At 31.4% G+C, this 18,779-nt stretch carries 16 protein-coding genes, 1 tRNA gene and 2 pseudogenes; 4 read left to right on the top strand and 15 right to left on the bottom strand.

Annotated elements, in window-relative coordinates; all coding sequences use genetic code 11:
• Positions 1-11: 11 nt before the first annotated feature.
• Positions 12-1,478: a helix-turn-helix domain-containing protein gene (locus tag RV14_RS05300; RefSeq protein ID WP_071855258.1), complete on the bottom strand. Its 1,467-nt coding sequence runs from the start codon at positions 1,476-1,478 to the stop codon at positions 12-14.
• Between the two features lie 595 nt (positions 1,479-2,073).
• A complete protein-coding gene (locus RV14_RS05295; RefSeq protein ID WP_245785474.1) occupies positions 2,074-3,624 on the bottom strand; it encodes a helix-turn-helix domain-containing protein in 1,551 nt (516 codons plus the stop codon).
• A gap of 1,532 nt (positions 3,625-5,156) precedes the next feature.
• On the opposite strand from RV14_RS05295, the gene RV14_RS05290 reads away from it, so the two are divergent.
• Complete coding sequence (locus RV14_RS05290) at positions 5,157-6,500, top strand: ADP-ribosyltransferase (protein WP_071855256.1); 1,344 nt, start codon at positions 5,157-5,159, stop codon at positions 6,498-6,500.
• Between the two features lie 152 nt (positions 6,501-6,652).
• Here RV14_RS05290 and RV14_RS11885 read toward each other — a convergent pair.
• Positions 6,653-6,844 (bottom strand): annotated as a pseudogene (locus RV14_RS11885) (IS200/IS605 family transposase); the annotation flags it as partial.
• 133 nt (positions 6,845-6,977) lie between these two features.
• Positions 6,978-7,199, bottom strand: a pseudogene (locus RV14_RS12665) (replisome organizer); the annotation flags it as partial.
• Between the two features lie 289 nt (positions 7,200-7,488).
• On the opposite strand from RV14_RS12665, the gene RV14_RS12660 reads away from it, so the two are divergent.
• The gene (locus RV14_RS12660) at positions 7,489-7,737 is read left to right on the top strand and encodes a site-specific integrase (protein WP_245785473.1); all 249 of its coding nucleotides are present in this window, start codon (positions 7,489-7,491) and stop codon (positions 7,735-7,737) included.
• A complete protein-coding gene (locus tag RV14_RS12655; RefSeq protein WP_071855254.1) occupies positions 7,734-7,949 on the top strand; it encodes a tyrosine-type recombinase/integrase in 216 nt (71 codons plus the stop codon). The genes RV14_RS12660 and RV14_RS12655 overlap by 4 nt, the downstream gene beginning before the upstream one ends.
• A 70-nt stretch (positions 7,950-8,019) precedes the next feature.
• Here the strand turns inward: RV14_RS12655 and RV14_RS05270 are convergent.
• A tRNA-Thr gene (locus tag RV14_RS05270) sits at positions 8,020-8,092 on the bottom strand.
• A 130-nt stretch (positions 8,093-8,222) separates the two neighbouring features.
• Between RV14_RS05270 and RV14_RS05265 the strand changes: the two genes are divergently transcribed.
• Positions 8,223-8,465, top strand: a complete 243-nt coding sequence (locus RV14_RS05265) for a hypothetical protein (protein WP_084650298.1) — start codon at positions 8,223-8,225, stop codon at positions 8,463-8,465.
• A gap of 72 nt (positions 8,466-8,537) precedes the next feature.
• On the opposite strand, the gene RV14_RS05260 is transcribed toward RV14_RS05265, so the two are convergent.
• The 10 genes from RV14_RS05260 to lepB all read right to left on the bottom strand — a co-directional run bounded on the left by RV14_RS05260 (position 8,538) and on the right by lepB (position 18,659).
• A complete protein-coding gene (locus RV14_RS05260) occupies positions 8,538-8,765 on the bottom strand; it encodes a hypothetical protein (protein WP_071855253.1) in 228 nt (75 codons plus the stop codon).
• Positions 8,766-9,349: 584 nt separating this feature from the next.
• A complete protein-coding gene (gene upp / locus RV14_RS05255; protein ID WP_071855252.1) occupies positions 9,350-9,979 on the bottom strand; it encodes a uracil phosphoribosyltransferase in 630 nt (209 codons plus the stop codon).
• A gap of 555 nt (positions 9,980-10,534) precedes the next feature.
• The gene (gene glyA, locus RV14_RS05250) at positions 10,535-11,779 is read right to left on the bottom strand and encodes a serine hydroxymethyltransferase (protein WP_071855251.1); all 1,245 of its coding nucleotides are present in this window, start codon (positions 11,777-11,779) and stop codon (positions 10,535-10,537) included.
• A 209-nt stretch (positions 11,780-11,988) separates the two neighbouring features.
• Positions 11,989-13,014: an L-threonylcarbamoyladenylate synthase gene (locus RV14_RS05245; protein WP_071855250.1), complete on the bottom strand. Its 1,026-nt coding sequence runs from the start codon at positions 13,012-13,014 to the stop codon at positions 11,989-11,991.
• Between the two features lie 191 nt (positions 13,015-13,205).
• Positions 13,206-14,045 carry a peptide chain release factor N(5)-glutamine methyltransferase gene (gene prmC, locus RV14_RS05240; protein ID WP_071855249.1) on the bottom strand — a complete coding sequence of 280 codons (840 nt, stop codon included), beginning with the start codon at positions 14,043-14,045 and terminating at the stop codon, positions 13,206-13,208.
• Positions 14,038-15,111 carry a peptide chain release factor 1 gene (gene prfA / locus RV14_RS05235; RefSeq protein WP_071855248.1) on the bottom strand — a complete coding sequence of 358 codons (1,074 nt, stop codon included), beginning with the start codon at positions 15,109-15,111 and terminating at the stop codon, positions 14,038-14,040. The genes prmC and prfA overlap by 8 nt, the downstream gene beginning before the upstream one ends.
• Before the next feature lie 2 nt (positions 15,112-15,113).
• On the bottom strand, positions 15,114-15,698 hold the full coding sequence (locus RV14_RS05230; RefSeq protein ID WP_071855247.1) for a thymidine kinase: 585 nt from the start codon (positions 15,696-15,698) through the stop codon (positions 15,114-15,116).
• An 849-nt stretch (positions 15,699-16,547) separates the two neighbouring features.
• Positions 16,548-16,928: a hypothetical protein gene (locus RV14_RS05225; protein WP_071855246.1), complete on the bottom strand. Its 381-nt coding sequence runs from the start codon at positions 16,926-16,928 to the stop codon at positions 16,548-16,550.
• Positions 16,929-17,212: 284 nt separating this feature from the next.
• Positions 17,213-17,662: a hypothetical protein gene (locus RV14_RS05220; protein ID WP_071855245.1), complete on the bottom strand. Its 450-nt coding sequence runs from the start codon at positions 17,660-17,662 to the stop codon at positions 17,213-17,215.
• A 427-nt stretch (positions 17,663-18,089) separates the two neighbouring features.
• Positions 18,090-18,659: a signal peptidase I gene (gene lepB, locus RV14_RS05215; RefSeq protein ID WP_071855244.1), complete on the bottom strand. Its 570-nt coding sequence runs from the start codon at positions 18,657-18,659 to the stop codon at positions 18,090-18,092.
• Between the last annotated feature and the right edge of the window lie 120 nt (positions 18,660-18,779).

Below are 18,779 nucleotides of genomic sequence, written 5' to 3'. Positions count from 1 at the left end.
AGATAGAAAAGTCAGTCTTTTATCACAAATTCTCTAGATAATAAAATATTTTCTACAATCGAAGATATTTTATTTAACTGATCCTTGTTTCCCATATCTGTGATTCGATGAACTTGTTTCGTATTAGTCACTTTATCAATAGTCAGATTAGTAATCACTAAATCATAAGATTTATCAGACAAGTATTTTGTTACTTGAATGGCTGGATTATTGTGAAGAGTTTCTTCTAAACTAGTTAAAAAATTTGAAAATAAAAAAGAGGAGGTATTTAATAATAGTGCAATATGCACTTTATTTTTACGATACTTTTTTAAGCTGTAAGCAATTGAATAAAGTCCGTATTTATAATAAAGTTGAAGCGATTCATTAAATTGTTGTCCTTGAAATATACCAGAATTAATAATTTTATTTACCGTTTCTTTTTCAATCTCTGATATATAGTTTTCAATTGAATAAGCCATAGTTAGTTGATCAATTGAATAAATCGTTCCTTTAAAAAAAAACATTTTTCCTAAAAGATAATATAACATGCTATGTGTTAATTGATAGCACCCTTCTAAATTATAATCATCTTGTAAAAGAAGGATGATTTTTGATAACAACAAATGCCGTTGATCGTTTATATGAATCGAATTTAGATCAATGATTTTTGCATCTAAAATCTCAAAGCTATTAAAAAAAAGATACGTTAAATAAGAAACATACGTTAATTCATCTTTTGATAATTCTTTCCATTCTTGATAAAAAAAGAATTTTAATGACTTAAACAATTCAGTTTTTTGCACGTTAGCAATAGAAAGATTGTTTATTTTTGCAATATTTTCCAGTGTAAGTAGTTTTTTCTTTTCTCTGAGCAGTGAACACCATAAAGAAAGTTTTTTTTGCTCAATCATTCCTATTTTTTGCTGGTATTTCTCTTCGATAAAAGGAATCAAGCGAGTACTTTTTAAAGAGGATAGATCACAAATGGGAAATGTTTCTGTTCCCCAATAAAATAAAAAATAAAAGTAAAAATATTGAAAAACATTTCCTTGTATTCTTCCATTTTTGATACATAAATCAAATTCTTGCAACAATTTATTGCATTGGATAATCACAAAATTTAGTTTAGTCATGCTAACATTCAATTTGTTTGCTAAATTCGTTCTTGTTAAAGCTTTCTGATTATACAATATATTTAATAATCTGTAACAGTCTGATTCAATGAAAAAAAAACTAGTAAGCTGATCGATAGGCATTTGTGGTACACATTCAAAATAAATTTCACGGCTATCATTTACTAAATGCAGATTTGAAGAACATAAATGTCTTGTAAAATAACTATTGATACGATCAACCATTTTTTTTAAAGTAGGATAAGTAATATTTAATTTTTTACAAATATCACTTTTGCCTAATTTAAAATTTTCTATGTATAACCAGTGAATCAAAAGATATTCTTTTTCGGCTTGGTAATCTAACAGTTGCTCTTTATACATCAATTAGTTCCCCTTATTAATAAAATTTTCACATTCATTATAAATATCCCTTGATAATTATTTTGTATTTTTTTTCATATATTCCATAAAAAAAATTGTTTTTTTATGGAATATATGAAAAAAATCAGTAATTTTTACGTTTCCTTCTCTCTATTTTTTGTAAATATTTTGAAATTTCTCTATTTGTAAAAAAAAAGGCTGGAACAGAAGTGTTTAACTCCGAGAAATAAGAAGAAATCCACAAAAATTATTTTTCAAATTTTTGTGAACTTCAGATTATTTCCGAACAATTTTCTTCTAATCCCGCCATTTATCTGTGTTCAACGCGTGGAATAAAAGTGTTTTTTACTTTTATCCCACACTCATGTATTTCTGCTTTATTAAAAAAATGCTAAATCTAAAATAAATGATTGATCTGCTCTTATACTAAATGATTCAAAATATAAAAATAGTCAAAATTCTCTATAAAAAACGTTTCATTGCTGTCCAACGATAGTTAAGTTTATTTTTTTCGTTAATATTAATGATTTGTAGTCATTTTCATCCAATTATTTTAAAATTTCGCAATTATTATTGGATGATTCTTTGCTTATTCTTATTCGAGTATACTTGCTGATTGTTGGGAAATCAGCGTTCCTTCACGCTTTTTTACATTTTTTTCGAGAATAATTTTCTTAATTTGTGTAATCAGTTCTTGCCAATTGTGATGATTTGGCAACCTTTGCCATAGAATCGTTTTACATTGAAGATTTCCTAAATGAAAATCAGAAATATAAACATCTGTTTTGGAAGAAATAACTTTTTCAATTACAATTTTTCCAGCTAAAGAATATTGTAAATGTTCTGCAATAAATTCTTCGTAGGCTTTTCCATATGAAAAATCCAAAGCAATATAAACAGCCTCCTCAATTGCTTCTAAGGGGAATTTCTCAATTAATTCCATCATATAACAAATATACAAATCCGTTTTTTCCTCTTCATTCAACAAAACAGCATTAGTAGTCTTTAGAATGGTTTCTTTTACTTTTTGATCAAATAAAGGATATTCTTCTTGTAAAAATTGAAAATTATGAATACTTCTAAAGCTATGATGAATATCAGGCATAAACAGTAATCGTTCATGAATCGGCTGCACCTCTTTCACCAAAGTGTTGAGCAATCGATAATCTAAGGAAATGACATCGGCAATTTCTCTGATCATATTCAAATAATTGTGATTAAAAGTAGACAAAGTCGGCTTTAATTCAGAAAAATCTAAATATGTTTTATTATGAATGATTCGATTAACGTATAAATAGATATACAATACCGCAGCTTCTCTTAAAGCAATGGTATCTGAAACTTGATATTCTGCCTTTAACTTCCAAGCAAGATGTTGAATCAGTGGAGCTGTCATATCTACCTTGATTGTCACATTTGATTCATTAAAATAGGCTTTTTTCTGAATACGAAGCGCACTAACTGAAAGAAACAAAGATAACTTGTAACGTAAACTATTTCGAATTCTAATTTTAAAAAATTGTTCAATCCATAATACAAGCCGATCACTTTGAGCTTTTTGCTGTTCGGTAAAAGGATAACCCATACCATTTAAATCATGAATAATAGAATAACCTACTGAACGAATCTTCCATTCATTTCCCATTATCTTATTCTTCTTAATAAGCAAATGTTCTTTTTCCAACAACTTATTGATTCGTTTTTTGTAAAGGTATAAAGAAGAGTTTGAGATATAATGTTCTGCAATAAATTTGTTGATTGGTTTATTTGAAAATAGCAAAAAAATAAGCAACTGATAAATCAGTGAATTATCTAAATATTGTTGCCGTAACTTAAGAATATCCTCATCACAAATAAAAGAATTCACTTGTATGACCCCTCTTTTAAAGGTAAAAATGTTATCAAAACTTAATTTCTGTTGCAAGTCCATCTTCAACTCATTAATTAATTTTCCTAATTTAAATTTAGATATAGCAGTTTTTTGCGCTAAAAAAGATATTTCTACTTTTTCACCAAGTTTCGTTTGAATTAGTTCTAGAAGATCAATTTTCATTTTGGAATTTTCATCTAGCAACTGAACGATGTCCATTTCTCCATTCCTTTCATTGTTCATTTTCAACACATTTATGACATCTGTTGAAAACAATTTAATTACTCAGTTTTTCTCTTTTTACAATCTTTACGATAGCGATCAAAGACAATTGATTTGAATCAACCATTACTGATAAAAAATTAGCAAAATTATTTTTATGTTCGATAAAATTTATTATTTGCTTATTCTTACGAATGAGCATAAAAAACATCCTCATCTGGAAGAGAATTCCATTTGAAGAAAAAACGTATAGTATGCTACTTAAAATTGTCAGTAAATGATTGCTCATCTTCTTTCTAATGAAGCACTCGTATTGAGTTCTCAGAAATTGTCCTATTTTTTCCTAATTTTCCTATTTATAATTTAACAAATCAATCACTTTTATTGCACAAAAAACATATTTTTATTCGAATAACCTTTCTATTAGTAAACACTATGCCCATAAGTAACAGACTTTTTTTCAAATTTTCGTTACTATATAATAATAAATTTTCTTATATATTTTAGGATAGAGTGTTTTTTATTAAATAAACACCGCAAATTTCCAATTTTTTCTATTTTTTTCACTTTTAAATTTTAAAATAATAGGATTATGAATTTTAAATGATTTTTATATTAAAATATGAAAAAAGTTAATTATTACAAGGAATGCGCTACTTTTTGTGAATATTTCTCAACAATCAAATAATTTTTTTAATAAACTTAAAGAAAAAAGTTAAAACAATTTTACTTTTAATCACAATTGTAAAACGCATATTCAGTTTATTTTGAAGCAACTACTTTTAAGATAACGATTTCAAAAATAAAAAAACAGATTCCCTTTCGCTTCTTGCAATGTCTACAAGTGCGCTTGTTTTCTTTATTATCGTTATAGCTTCACTACCAGCAGCCATAAAGCTTTTACTATTAATTTCTTTTCTATTATGTCAAAGTTAGACTCTTGACTTTTGAAAATTACATCTAGTTCTTCATAAGTAAAGTCATTGTTTCACACAATCAATAGTACTTCTTCTTTTTTAATCATGCCCTCCAAACAACAAATAAATATTTTAGATTATAATTTTCTTCAACTGTTAATGAAAGCTTTCATAGCTACCATATAACACTTTAGGAATAATTTTATTTTTGCTAATTTCCTGCACAATTTAATAGATTACTCCTGCACATTTAAACCCCATAGAACAGAAAACTGATAAATCACCAATTTTCTGTTCTACTTGATAAAGATCAATAGCATTTTCATCATTTTTATTTCCTCTAAAAATTTAGTTCTTCCGTAATTTCTTTTGTCATCATTTTTTATAGCAAAAGTATTTAATTGTTATTATAAATTATAAAAAAACAAAAAAAATATGTTAAAAAAATGAGCATATTTATTTTAAAATAAAAAATATTATGTTAACATACTCTTGTATGATCATACAAAACCAAATAAAAATCTATTAAAATAGTTTTTTTAATTAAATTAATAAATTTAATATAACTATAGAATATTTTATTTATTACATTTTTAAAACGTTATAAAAACAAAAAATATTATTAACTAATATAAAGATAAAAATTATTTATAAAATGGGGAATATTACATGAAAAAAAAAGTTCTTAAAAAGATTTATATGGTCTCTTTATTATCTTCGTCTTTACTATTAAATGCTGCAACCACATATGCAAGTGATATTAACATAACGAATAATCAAGATTTTATTTATGTAGCTAATGATGAAATAAAAGATTTTAAAAATAATAAAGAAGAAGCAAAAAAATGGGGAGAAAAGCAAGAAAAGGAGATATGGAAATTATCATCTTCAGAAAAGCAAACTCTCAGTGATTTTGTATCAGACAAAGGCAACATAAAAACTAATTATAAAACAATTACCTTTTCAATGGCTGGTTTATTTGATTCCGAAATCAATGAATTAAAAAAAATAGATAACATACTTAATAGAGCTAGTACTTCAGAGTCTGTTATAACATATAAAAATGTTGAGCCAACAGCTATTGGATTTAATTCTCCATTAACTAACGGCAATAACATTGATTCTATAGCTATGGAAAAATTTAAAAATCAATTTTTAGGACAAGATATTAAATTCGATAGTTATTTCGAAACTAAGCTAACAGAAGAAGCTCCTAATAGTAAAGAAAGAATACTTTTAAAAGTCCTAGTACCAAACAATCAAGGACAAGCTACGAAAACAAAAGCCGGAGTATTTTTAAATAATCAAGAATATACTATGTTGGTTAACAATAACTATGTGCTTAATGTTGAGAAGATTTCAAAAGTAGTAAAAAATGGCTTAGAATGTGTACAAGTAGAAGGCGCAATGAAAAAAAGCCTTGATTTTAAAAACGACATTAATGGGGAAGCTGATAATTGGGGGAAAAAAAATTATACTGACTGGGCAGGATCATTAACAGCAGCACAAAAAGAGGCTTTAGTAGGATATGCTGGACAAGATTATAAAGCCATTAATGACTATTTGAGAAATCAGGGTGGTCAAGGCAATGCGGCTTTGGATAATAAAATTAAAAATATATCTTCTTCCTTAAATCTAAAACCACTTCCAGAAAGTATAACTCTCTATAGATGGTGTGGAATGGCTGAATTTGGTTATAATATATCCGATCCACTTCCTTCTTTAGCGGATTTCGAAAAGAAATTTTTGAATACAACAAAAGAAGACAAAGGATATTTGAGTACAAGCTTATCTAGTGAAAATTTATCTGCTTTTGGTCCAAGAAAATTTATACTTCGATTGCAAGCTCCAAAAGGAACTAAAGGTGCATATATAAATGCCTTAGGAGGATTTGGTAGTGAAAAAGAGATTCTTGTTGATAAAGGTAGCAAGTATCATATCGATAAAATAACTGAAGTAATTGTTTCAGGTAAAAAACGCTATGTTATAGATGCAACATTCCTAATCAATTAAATCATAACCATCCTTCAAAAGGGTAGTTTGCACTAGGGCTATAAGCCCTTAACACCGGCCAGCGCCAAAGACGCTGGCTTTCTCATTTCATGTTCAAGCCATATTGCCTTTTCCACTTTTGTCCATCTTTAAAAAGATATTTGTATTACTTTCTAACCCTTGAAAGGGTCTTGGTATTCTCGAACATTCAATTTATCTATCGCCATATCATGCTTTTCTTGCTCTTGAATCTATTTTTTGATAGTCGCTTTGTTGAGTCCAACCGTACTCACATAATATTCTTCTGCCCAAGAGTGTCGATTTCTAAATTTATATTTTAAATTTACATGTTTATCGAAAATCATTCATGTACTCTTTCATTTTAAATAGCCCATAAAATATCAATGGTCATGCTAGGTGGCATAATCAATAATGCTTTTACCGTTTTTATATTCTTCGTTGAATTTGTCTAAGTTGTGTTTTAACTTATTAGGATTATCTTGTATTGTATTTAAATCCGCTGGACGCTCTTTTCAAAGCTTGATTGTCTTTCTTAGCACAATTGTGAATGATAGCTAAGTAGCTCTTGTAGCTTTTACCTGTAGGTGCGCAATATTCAGATCGTTCAATTCTTTCTTGATAATCGTTTAAAAACTCAGTTTTAAGTTTCTCCATTTGATCATCTAACAAAACATTTGGATACTCTTCGTATTTATGGCGAGCACAGGTTAAGCCTTCGATTTTTTCAAAGTCGTCACATCTCTTTTCTCTTTACTAACCTTACCTATGTATTATCTTGTATACAAGAAGTTTCCGCTTGGTCTGAAAGCTCGTTATTAAAGCTTTTTCTTCCTGAAGGACAAACGTACCAGCAAAAACTAAATAAGTTTGCCGAAAACATATGCTGATGCTTTTGTGGAACGTCTAAATATACATATCAGAGCTAGTTTAGTTAATGCTGTCGACAGAGGAAGAGAAATTTTTAAACTATAATGAGTTTCAAGTGTTGATGAGTTTAGCAAAAGAAAAATTAGAACCTCGATTTGCTTCGCACTTCATTATTTTTGTAGCAAGAGCTACAGGTATGCGTTTTGCTGAGCTTTTAGAGTGGACTTGGGATCGCGTAGATTTAAAAACAGGACAGATTTCAATTGACAGAGCTTGGGGTTATCAAGATAAAAATGATTTTGTATTTTATAATGTAAAAGAAGGTACAATCTCGAATAATGCTGTAAACAAAAACTTAAAGAGTTATTGATTTCTATTCCTCTTACAATACATGGATTGCGTCATAAGCATGCCTCTATTTTAATTTTCAAAGGAATTAATATCATGGCTGTTTCAAAACGTTTGGGTCATAAAAATCTATCTGTGACAACAAAAACTTATAGCCACGTAGTTAAAGAAGTGGAAGAAAGAGAAGTGGAAAAAAACAAAGGTGTATTTCAGGGTATGTTAAAAATTAGATAGTATTTGGCACATGTTTGGCACAAAAAAAGAGAGAAACGCTTATATATTAGCATTTCTCTCTTAGTTTTCATGCCAGCTGCAGGGTTCGAACCTGTGACCTACGCGTTACGAGTGCGTTGCTCTACCAACTGAGCTAAGCTGGCTTTTTATAAATATTACCACATAGAATTATATACGTAATTAATAAAATTGTAAAGTCAGAAGTGGAAATTTTATTTTATTTCATGATCTTTTTCATAAAACGTGGTATAATTGATATGAAAGGCAGGTTTTATGAAAATGGCAACGTTTGGAAAATTTGACACAACAATTGTACCATCAGAATTCGGGGAAAAATTTACGATCAATACACACGTGGCATTTATGTTTCATGGAACGCCACAAACTGGAATCGTTTCAAAACAACTAAAAAATTCTGCGGTTGTTGAAATTGATGAAACAGAAGAAAATACCAATTTAATGACTCAAAGTAAAGGTGTAATCATTATTAATTACAAAGAATTGAAGAAAATTTAACAGAATTCAACAAAAGCGGGACAACAGTCAGAGAAAAACCCGATGATTGTCCCACTTTTTATTTGTGATTAACTATCTATCTGAATAAGATTGATACTGTCCCTTATATGAACTAGTATTAGTATAACTATTGTAGCTTTGACTTTTTATACTATCCATAGTACGACGAGGTAAAACAGCTGGCGCTCTATTCATACTATGTGTATTACGTGGTAAAGGAGCTGGCGCTTTTTCTTTACTTTTTGATGTCTCCCCTCCTTTTCGTTTAAATGTTGGATCTTCTACATAGTGATTTTGCATTAAATCTCTCCTTTACTATTAGTAGTGACAACAAAACATGTCTTTATTTTATCCGCATTAATGCAGTTTAGAAAAACGATTTTTTTTAATAAAAGAAATAAAAATTCCAAAGCTTATCCAATTTACATCTATTGTATTTCTTCTTTATTAGAAAACGCTAGAAGTATTCTATCTCTTCTGAAAAAGAAGGAACATTCATATTTCGTTTTTTGGAAACATTTCACCCTCAACCTCTCTTAAGCCGCCGTTGTTATAATTTCTTTCATTTTTTATAAACTTACTATTTTTTTACCGCTATTTAGGAAACAAAAGAATAAAATACTTTTCTTTCCATCTTTATCTAGATCAAACGATTAGACAAAAAACTTCTTTTGACCTACAACACGGCTAGTCTGTGTCTACTTACATATGGATCGTTACAGCCGCTCTTACCACATTCGAAACAAATGTTTCACAAGTGAACGGAAACGGACGTCAATTCATAACAAAAAATAAGACTTCTTTTGACGCGTCAAAAGAAGTCTTATTTTTTGTTATGAAGCTTTATCTGTTTTTTCATTCAAAAAGAATAATTTTTAACGGTCTTATTTTGTTCCAAACAAACGATCGCCAGCATCTCCTAAACCAGGAACAATATACCCTTGTTCATTTAATTTTTCATCTAATGAAGCGGTATAAATGTCAATATCCGGATGCGCTTCTTGTAAAGATTTTACTCCTTCTGGCGCTGCCACCAAACACACAAATTTGATGTTTGAAGCACCGCGCTCTTTTAAAGCATCAATCGCCATAATTGCTGAACCACCAGTGGCTAACATGGGGTCAACAACAAATAATTGACGTGCATCAATATCTTCAGGTAATTTTACAAAATATTCATGTGGTTCAAGTGTTTCCTCATCACGATATAAGCCGATATGTCCTACTTTCGCAGCAGGAATCAACTCTAAAATTCCATCAACCATACCAATACCTGCACGTAAAATGGGAATGATGGCTACTTTTTTACCAGATAACGTTTTTTGTGTAGTTTTAGTAATAGGTGTTTCAATTACACTATCTTCTAACGGCATATCACGTGATACTTCATATGCCATCAGCATAGCAATTTCGTCGACAACCTCACGGAAAACTTTCGTCCCACAATCTTTATCTCGAATAATTGTTAGTTTGTGTTGAATTAATGGATGATCGATCACTTGAAATTTGCCCATTTTTCTGGTCTCCTTTGTTCTGTCGTTTCTTTCTCATTGTAAAACAAAAAGAAGCTGTTGACCAGTCAAACCCACAATTTTTCAAAAGAAAATGAAACAAATAAAACAACAAGATTCAAAAAATGAAACAACGCTCCAAAAATAACAAATATACCTTTAAAATAGCGTTTTTTTGTTATTTTTATTACTTCTAAAGTAAAGAAAATATTACACAAACTATCCACTTGTCTATACTGTTTTTAACTATTTTATAGACAGACTGTTTTTCCTATAAGCTTCGTCCAAGTTCCCCATGAAAAATTGAATTCCTTGAAATAAAATTCTTGATTATAAAAAAGAGCTGTTCAAAAAATTAAATGCCCCTTTCTTTTTTTGAAAACAGCCTAAAAAATTAATTTTCTATAATCTAATTACTAAATTCTACAGATACTTTCTATAACATTTTATATATTTTACTTTTTGAATCCTTTGTTTTATAAAGAAAATAAATATACACTATCAAAGAAGAATCTCTTTGTTCTAGCAATTAGCTATGCCTATTATAAATGTTGGCTATTATTTTTTATATAGAGGATACTTCTCCGTCAAAGCGCAAACATTTGCTTTTATCTCTTCTAGCTCCGCTTTGCTTCCTTTTGCTTGCAATGCTTTTACGATAAGTTCTGCGACTTGTATTGCTTCTGCTTCTTTGAGTCCTCTGGTTGTGATAGCAGGTGTTCCGATACGAATCCCACTTGTCTTGAATGGGCTAAGGGTTTCAAAAGGAATTAAATTTTTATTGACGGTAATATTTACACTGTCTAAAATACTTTCAGCTTCTTTCCCATTTAATTTCATCTTGCGTACATCAATCAAGATCAAGTGATTATCTGTTGCTCCGGAGACTACTCTTGTTCCGATTGCTTGATTAAAAACTTTCGTCATTGCTTTTGCATTCGCAATGATTTGTTTGCTATATTCTTTAAAGTCAACAGTTAAAGCCTCTTTAAAAGCAGCAGCTTTTCCAGCAATTACATGTTCTAGCGGTCCCCCTTGAATTCCCGGAAAAACAGCTTGATTGATTTTTTTTGATAGCGCTTCATCATTGGTTAGAATCATTCCACCGCGTGGTCCACGTAAGGTCTTATGTGTGGTAGTTGTTGTAATATCTGCATAAGGAATTGGACTTGGATGAAGTCCTGTTGCAACTAGACCAGCAATGTGCGCCATATCAACCATTAATTTTGCGCCGACTTCATCTGCTATTTCTCGAAATTTTTCAAAATCAATGGTTCTACCATACGCACTTGCACCCGCGACAATTAATTTTGGCTGATGTTTTCTAGCTAAAATTCGAACAACGTTGTAATCAATTACCTCTGTAGTTGGATCGACACCATAAGAGGTAAAATGATACGTTTTCCCGCTAAAATTAACGGGAGAACCATGTGTCAGGTGACCTCCCGCTGAAAGATCCATCCCTAAGATAGTATCTCCATGTTCTACGAGTGCAAGATATGCTGCCGTGTTGGCTTGTGAGCCAGAATGTGGTTGAACGTTTACAAATTTTGCTCCAAATAATTCTTTTGCACGATCGATCGCTAAATTTTCAACGATATCAACAAACTCACAGCCACCATAATACCGATGGCCGGGATAGCCTTCTGCATATTTATTTGTTAAAATACTTCCTTGAGCCGCCATTACTGCTTCAGAAACAAAATTTTCAGAAGCGATGAGTTCCAGATTATTTTCTTGTCTTTTTTCTTCTTTTGCGATTGCCGCCCATAAATCAGGGTCAAATGTTTTGTAGTCTACCACAAATAACAGCTCCTTTTTATTGTTTATCAAGAAAGTTATGGAAAAACTATAAAAAGTTTAACATCAGAAAACAAAGTTTTTCATCTCATTTTATTGATTAGCCTTGTCATTCTACTTCTTTTAGTTAGCCATGTATCTCTTGAATACAAACTCTCAGTTTTATTAAGTTGTAGTTACTTTATTGATTGTACCATCAGAAAATTTCTTTATTATTTTTCAAAATATTTTTGCCCGGCTGATTTTCTTAAACGGTTCATATAAGCATTTCCTAGTCCTTCTTCTGAAAAAACTTCAACAAAAATCAAGTCGAGTCCTAACATTTTCTCATCTAAACTACGCAGACCGGCAAACAGTCCTTGAGTTGCGGCTTTAACAGAATCGTCAAAGTACATATAGACCGCAGCTACATCAAACCGAACAGATTCTGCAATCTTAGGACCTGCAATCACACCTACTCGTAGTTGATTATCTTTTGCCCACTTTATTGCTTCTTGCCAGTCCTCTTCATAGACCATCATGACAGTCGTATCAGGAGAATAATGACGATATTTCATCCCTGGAGATTTAGGTGTCTCAGAACTTTGAATTAAGTGCTGATCGATCGTTACTTTTCCACCAATTGCGGCTTCTAATTGTTCTTTTGTCACTGCCCCCGGACGTAAAATCATTGGCTCGCTCATCGGATCACTTAAATCAATGACCGTTGACTCTACGCCGATTCGTGTTGCTCCATCATCAATGATTCCCGTAATTTTTCCTTGTAAATCATGATACACATGCTCGGCAGTTGTAGGACTAGGCTTTCCAGAAGTATTTGCACTTGGACCAACAATTGGGACTTTTGCTAGCTTGATTACTTGAAGAGTTTTTTTGTTATCCGGCATGCGAAATGCAGCTGTGGATAACCCCCCTGTCACAATGGCAGGTAATCCCCCTTTTTTTATTTTAAAAATGAGAGTAAGGGGTCCCGGCCAAAAATTTTTCACGATTTTTTCCGTTAAAGGATGAAAGTTATCCACATATGACTTGACTTGTTCAAATGATGAAACATGAACAATTAAAGGATTGTCTTGTGGACGGTCTTTGACTGAAAACACTTGCGCGACTGCTTCCGGCAAAAGTGCGTTAGCTCCTAATCCATAGACGGTTTCTGTTGGAAAAGCAATTAATTGACCGTTTTTTAAGGCTTGAGCTGCTTCCGATAATTGTTGTTCATAATAATAATTAGTTTCCACAATCTATCCACATCCTCTTTTTTCAATATGCTTGATTTATTGTATTTTTTGCTTGTTTTATCAACAGGTCGTTGATAACTACTTTGTTAATAGAGGATAAGTCTGTTGATAAGTTAAAAACTCATTTCCAGCCTTATTAAATCAATGTTTTTTTATAATAAAAAAACATAAAAAAATTTTTTTGTCCACAACTAGTTTAACACAGTTATCATTCGTTCTTTTCCGAATAGGTCTTTTCTTCTTTTCACCTTTTTAGCGGGAAAAGCTTTTTGAAAAATCTGTTGAACTGCTTGTCCTTGATTATATCCTATTTCCAAAAATATTTTCCCATCAGGCTTCAAAATATTTTTTGCTTCTTTCGCTATTTTTTTATAAATTGCCAATCCTTTGTCTTCGGCAAATAATGCTAGTTTTGGTTCAAATGTACGAACACTTTCATCCATCAATGACCATTCATCCATACAGATATAGGGTGGATTTGAAATAACCACATCAAAGAATTGATTCATGACAGGTTGGAGCGTATCTCCATGATAAAAATGAATGTTTACCTGTTCTTTCTTAGCATTTTCTTTTGCTACCGCTAACGCCTGAACGGATAAATCAATAGCCGAAACTTGCCAATTATTCCGTTTAGCTTTTAAGCTGATGGCGATGGCTCCTGTTCCCGTTCCTATATCAACGACATGTAATTTTTTATCAGAAGTTTCATTTAAACATAATTCAACTAATTCTTCTGTTTCCGGTCTAGGAATCAAAGTATCTTCGGTCACTTTTAATCGATGACCATAAAAATCGGCGTAACCTAACAAATATTGTGGTGGATAGCTCTTTAAAAGAAATTCAAGGTCTGCGTCAATCATTTCTTGATCTTTTTTTGTAATAGGCTCATTCATATGCAGCAACCAATCAATTTTTTTCCAACCTTTTCGTTCAAGAAATAGAAATTGGATGCTGTAGCCTTCTTTTTTATGTGCTTCTAAAAAAGAAGAAGCCCGCGATAGGACTTCTAGGTACGTAATCTTACCCATTTTGCATGGCTTCCAATTTTGACGTTTGATCATACACGACCAATGCATCAATGATCTCATCTAATTTCCCAGCAAGAATTTGGTCTAACTTTTGAATGGTTAAACCAATGCGATGGTCTGTCACGCGATTTTGAGGAAAATTATACGTACGGATTCGTTCAGAACGATCACCTGTTCCCACTGCTGACTTACGAGTGGCGTCATATTCATTTTGTGCTTCTTGCTGAATTTTATCGTAGACGCGCGCACGTAAAATTTTCATGGCTTTTTCGCGGTTCTTTAACTGTGAGCGTTCATCTTGCATTGCCACTACAATTCCTGTAGGTAAATGGGTCAAACGTACAGCAGAGGCAGTCTTATTCACGTGCTGTCCACCGGCACCTGAAGCATGATAAATATCTGTACGAATGTCTTTATCTTCAATTTCAATTTCTACTTCTTCTGCTTCTGGCATCACTACGACAGTGGCCGTAGAAGTATGAATGCGTCCTTGTGATTCAGTAGAAGGTACGCGTTGCACACGATGTGCTCCACTTTCATATTTTAATTTTGAGTAGACGTTGTCACCAGAAATCATCATGATGACTTCTTTATAACCGCCGATACCAGTGATACTCGCTTCCATGACTTCAGTTTTCCATCCTTGCGACTCTGCATATTTTTGGTACATATTAAACAAATCACCAGCAAATAAGGCAGCTTCGTCACCACCAGCGGCTCCACGAATTTCCATGATGATATTTTTGTCATCATTTGGGTCTTTCGGTAAAAGTAAAATTTTGATTTTTTCTTCTAATTCTTCTTTTTCTTTTTTTAAATCTGCTAATTCTTCTTTTGCCATCTCAGCCATCTCATCATCTAGCTTTTCACCTAGCAACTCTTGAGCATCCTTTATTCCTTGAACAACTTTTTTATAATGACGATAAACTTCTACCGTTTCACGAGTATTCGCTTCTTCTTTAGATAACTGCATAAATCGCTTGGTATCTGAAATCACTTCTGGATCACTCAACAATTCACCAAGTTCTTCATATCGGTCTTCAATTGCTTGTAATTGATCGTACATAGTTACTCTCCTTCTTTAATCATCAATGGCTTAAAATAATGCTTTCGACAAACTGGATAATAGGCCTCGTTTCCACCAATTTGTACTTGATTTCCTTTATAGACTGGTTTTCCATCAACATAGTGTAAATTCATGATGGCTTTTTTATGGCAGAACCAGCAAATTGTTTTCATTTCTTCGATTTTATCTGCATAAAGCAGCAGATATTTTGATCCTTCAAATAATTCATTTCTAAAATCATTTTTCAAACCAAATGCCATGACTGGAATATTTAATTCATCAACAATTTTCGTAAATGCAAGCACGTGTTTCTTCTTTAAAAATTGTGCTTCATCAATCAATACACAGTATGGCTTGTATTCCATCTTAAAAATGACATCGAAAACATCCGTTTCTTCAAAAATCGGCATGGCTTTTCTCTTTAAGCCAATTCGACTGGAAACAATTCCAACACCTTCTCTTGTATCTATTCCACTTGTCATTAAGACAACTGGTTTATTTTGTTCTTCATAATTGTGTGCAACTTTTAAAATTTCGATCGTCTTACCGCTATTCATTGCACCATACTTAAAAAATAGTTGTGCCATCTCCTCATTCACCTTCCAGTTTGTTCCTATGGTATTATACTTGATTTTCAATTTTTTTTACAGTCAGAATTTTCATGCCAAAAAAATCAAGCACCTTGAGCAAAACGCAACTGTGATTGTCAGAGTTTAAAACGTATAATTCAATAAATGAACGAATAAACGATTGAGCCTCATGATTTCTTTTGTTAGGCTTCATTCATTTTATCTTATTTATTTGATAAAGAGTTTCGTTATGACAGAAATGTCGATCGCATTACTAACCATTATGATACACATAAAAAAGCAAAACGAGCAAAAAACATTTAAGAAGAGCGGATCTGTCAATTATCTTCTCCTTAAAAGAATTGACTCTATCAGATGGATAGTTTCTTTTTCTTTTAGTCAATCATTTCTAAACAGATTTTACTTGCAGATTCTTCTAAATTTATGCTAGAAATTGCGAAGCAAAAAATAAAGAACCTGATGCTATAAAATGTTTTCCTAATACAATTAGATGCCACGACTACCACAGAGGATATCAAAGTAGATATCATTTTAGTTTCACACGTCCTTTTACACATTCTCACCATTTATTTTAGAAAAATGGCAATCAATACTCACGCCAAATGGGTTCTTTTTTATCATCGATTTTGATAAAAAGAAAGCGATAAGTCATCAATTCATAGTAAATTCACTAAATACTTGTTACTCAACTCAAACGTGTAGGTTTTTCTTCGGATAAAATTATATATTTCATCACAAAAAAATGATTTATGAACCAAGATGCTTCTATTTTTCTATCCCTCCATAAAACCAAGTAGCCCTTTTCCCAAAAAAGCCCAGAAAAAAATTTTCTGAGCTCCAGTTCCTCTATTTCTCTTTTTTTGAACGTGTAGAAATATCTTGCTTTGATTTTACAATTAATCTCGCAGAGAAAATGATCAAAAGAATTCCCAAGATAATAAGGTAAGGCATTAATGTAAGAGTTATTACTTCTATTTCTAAAAAATCGAAAAATTTTTGCAATAAATAATCACTCAGAAAAAGAAGAAAAAGAACACGAAACATTCCACAATTTTTATCACTTGGTATCATCTCAATCATAACGCTAACAATAATTGGCACTCGAAAATAAATTTCATCAAAAGTAAATGATCGACTTCCTTTCCAAATAAATTCTATGATCCCTATTAAAATAAACAGTGCAATCCATAATACACCTATTATATATCTGGAATCCAATTTTTTCATCATTACTCCTCACATTGTTTTATGTTGTGTTCCGATAAAGACAGTTTTCGAATCATTCCAAACCTCACGAACCTATAACCCAATCCAGCCGTTACCGCTTGTATCTAATGAGCCGCAAGAGCTTCTCCAGTACTTAACCCTTTTGCCCCCATATATCCAAGCAACCAATCAGCTGCTTTTGAGGTAATACCAAAAACGCCGGCTGTAAAAGCAACTACAGCCCCTATTGAAAGATCAGTAAGAAATGCAAAAAGCTTTGCTCCTACCGCAATATTCGTATATTTTCAAGCCGTATAGTGATTCATTGGATTAATACCAATGTTTTCACTCTCCTTAATAGTAGCTAATGGAAAATGTTCTGTCTTCACTTTATATTCTCCGTTATATCCTTTCGTTGTTTTCTCAACAATAACTTCTGTATCAGTTTTCGTAACAGCTATCGTTTCTAATGTTTTGCTATTTGAGATTTCAGCAGCTAATACATTCATATTTTTATCCAGCAACTGACTGATTTTAGTCGCTCCGTCGTAAAAAACATTGACATTCGTTTGAAGTACTTTTTGTGCAATTACATGTTTGAATAACTTAGATTGATGTAAACTATTACTCGCCGTAACTTTTGTTGTCGTTTCATCAGCAAAAACATCTTCACTTAATTTTACAACAGGCAAAACAGAGACAGCTGTTAAGATAAAAATTGTTACAGATAACAACGACAGTTTTTTTATATTCATGTCACTTTCCTCCAATTAGTTTGTTTAATCATTTATGTGGCATCCCCTTATTAATTTGTTCTTCTCTATTCACTAATTTTAGTAAGCGTTTACATTGCGATGATACAACATTTTCATAAATTTAAACATTATATTTCTCCAAAAATATACTTAACTATTTTATTTTATAAATATGCTATAAAATAAAAACTACTCAGAAAATAGAGTTCAAAAGTCCATCTGTAAACAAAAAACTAATTTTTAATGTGTTGACTTTTATTATTGAGAATATAAGAAAGTGATCTATCTAGGTATCTCCTACAGGCAAATCGCTCAATTACTTTTTCTTCTGCAAAAAAATAGAAAAGTATCGCTAAACATATTAGAATAAATACCCATGAGGACTATGTTCCTCATGGGTATTTGTCTTGTGCTTTTCTTTATTAAATCAAATGATTTTGATTTCATTCAATGGCCAATAACGGAATACGACTTTTCCTTGAATCATATCTTTATCAACTAAGCCAAATATTCGACTATCCTTTGAAATCAAACGATTGTCTCCCAAAACTAAATATTTTCCTTTTGGAACAACGAATTCAAAATCATTAGTAAAATGTTGTGAATTTTCTGCTTGAGCTTGAAAGGCTTCGCTATAAGAATATTCATTCTTTAGCTTATCTTTTGAAAATTCTTTTTTAAATTCATCTAAGTAAGGTTCATTATATTTTTTACCGTTAATCGTTAACTGATCATTTTCTATTTTCACAGTATCTCCCGGCATACCAATGATCCGTTTAACAATCATCCGCTCCTCGTCCCCCGGCTCTTTAGTCGTGATAATGTCAAAACGTTCATATTTTGAAATTTTTGATGAAATCAATCGCTGTCCATCCCTTAATGTTGGATCCATTGAATGACCGTTTACAGTAACTGGAGTAAATACATACACACGTGCCAATAAAATCGTTAGTAACACGATAATTAAAATACCCCAATTTTTAAAAAAATCTTTCACACGCTACCTCCTACATTTGCTTTTTCTTATTGTTTCAATTCTTTTTTTCATTGTTCTTTTTTATTTTACCTTTTTTAGAAACTAAAAGAAAGAATAAGTATGATTCATCTTTGAGATTAT

Origin of the sequence: Enterococcus ratti, from assembly GCF_001886195.1 — a bacterium.
GTDB lineage: Bacteria > Bacillota > Bacilli > Lactobacillales > Enterococcaceae > Enterococcus_B > Enterococcus_B ratti.
The sequence above is the reverse complement of the archived record's forward strand: the minus strand, read 5'-3'. Positions and strand labels throughout refer to the sequence as shown.

Bases quoted from the DNA above. Each gene is read 5' to 3' on its own strand.
- RV14_RS05230 (WP_071855247.1), bottom strand. From the start codon at position 15,698: ATGGCACAACTATTTTTTAAGTATGGTGCAATGAATAGCGGTAAGACG.
- RV14_RS05225 (WP_071855246.1), bottom strand. From the start codon at position 16,928: ATGAAAAAATTGGATTCCAGATATATAATAGGTGTATTATGGATTGCA.
- RV14_RS05290 (WP_071855256.1), top strand. From the start codon at position 5,157: ATGAAAAAAAAAGTTCTTAAAAAGATTTATATGGTCTCTTTATTATCT.
- upp (WP_071855252.1), bottom strand. From the start codon at position 9,979: ATGGGCAAATTTCAAGTGATCGATCATCCATTAATTCAACACAAACTA.
- RV14_RS12660 (WP_245785473.1), top strand. From the start codon at position 7,489: ATGAGTTTAGCAAAAGAAAAATTAGAACCTCGATTTGCTTCGCACTTC.
- prmC (WP_071855249.1), bottom strand. From the start codon at position 14,045: ATGGGTAAGATTACGTACCTAGAAGTCCTATCGCGGGCTTCTTCTTTT.
- prfA (WP_071855248.1), bottom strand. From the start codon at position 15,111: ATGTACGATCAATTACAAGCAATTGAAGACCGATATGAAGAACTTGGT.
- RV14_RS05260 (WP_071855253.1), bottom strand. From the start codon at position 8,765: ATGCAAAATCACTATGTAGAAGATCCAACATTTAAACGAAAAGGAGGG.
- RV14_RS05300 (WP_071855258.1), bottom strand. From the start codon at position 1,478: ATGTATAAAGAGCAACTGTTAGATTACCAAGCCGAAAAAGAATATCTT.
- RV14_RS05265 (WP_084650298.1), top strand. From the start codon at position 8,223: ATGAAAATGGCAACGTTTGGAAAATTTGACACAACAATTGTACCATCA.
- RV14_RS05220 (WP_071855245.1), bottom strand. From the start codon at position 17,662: ATGAATATAAAAAAACTGTCGTTGTTATCTGTAACAATTTTTATCTTA.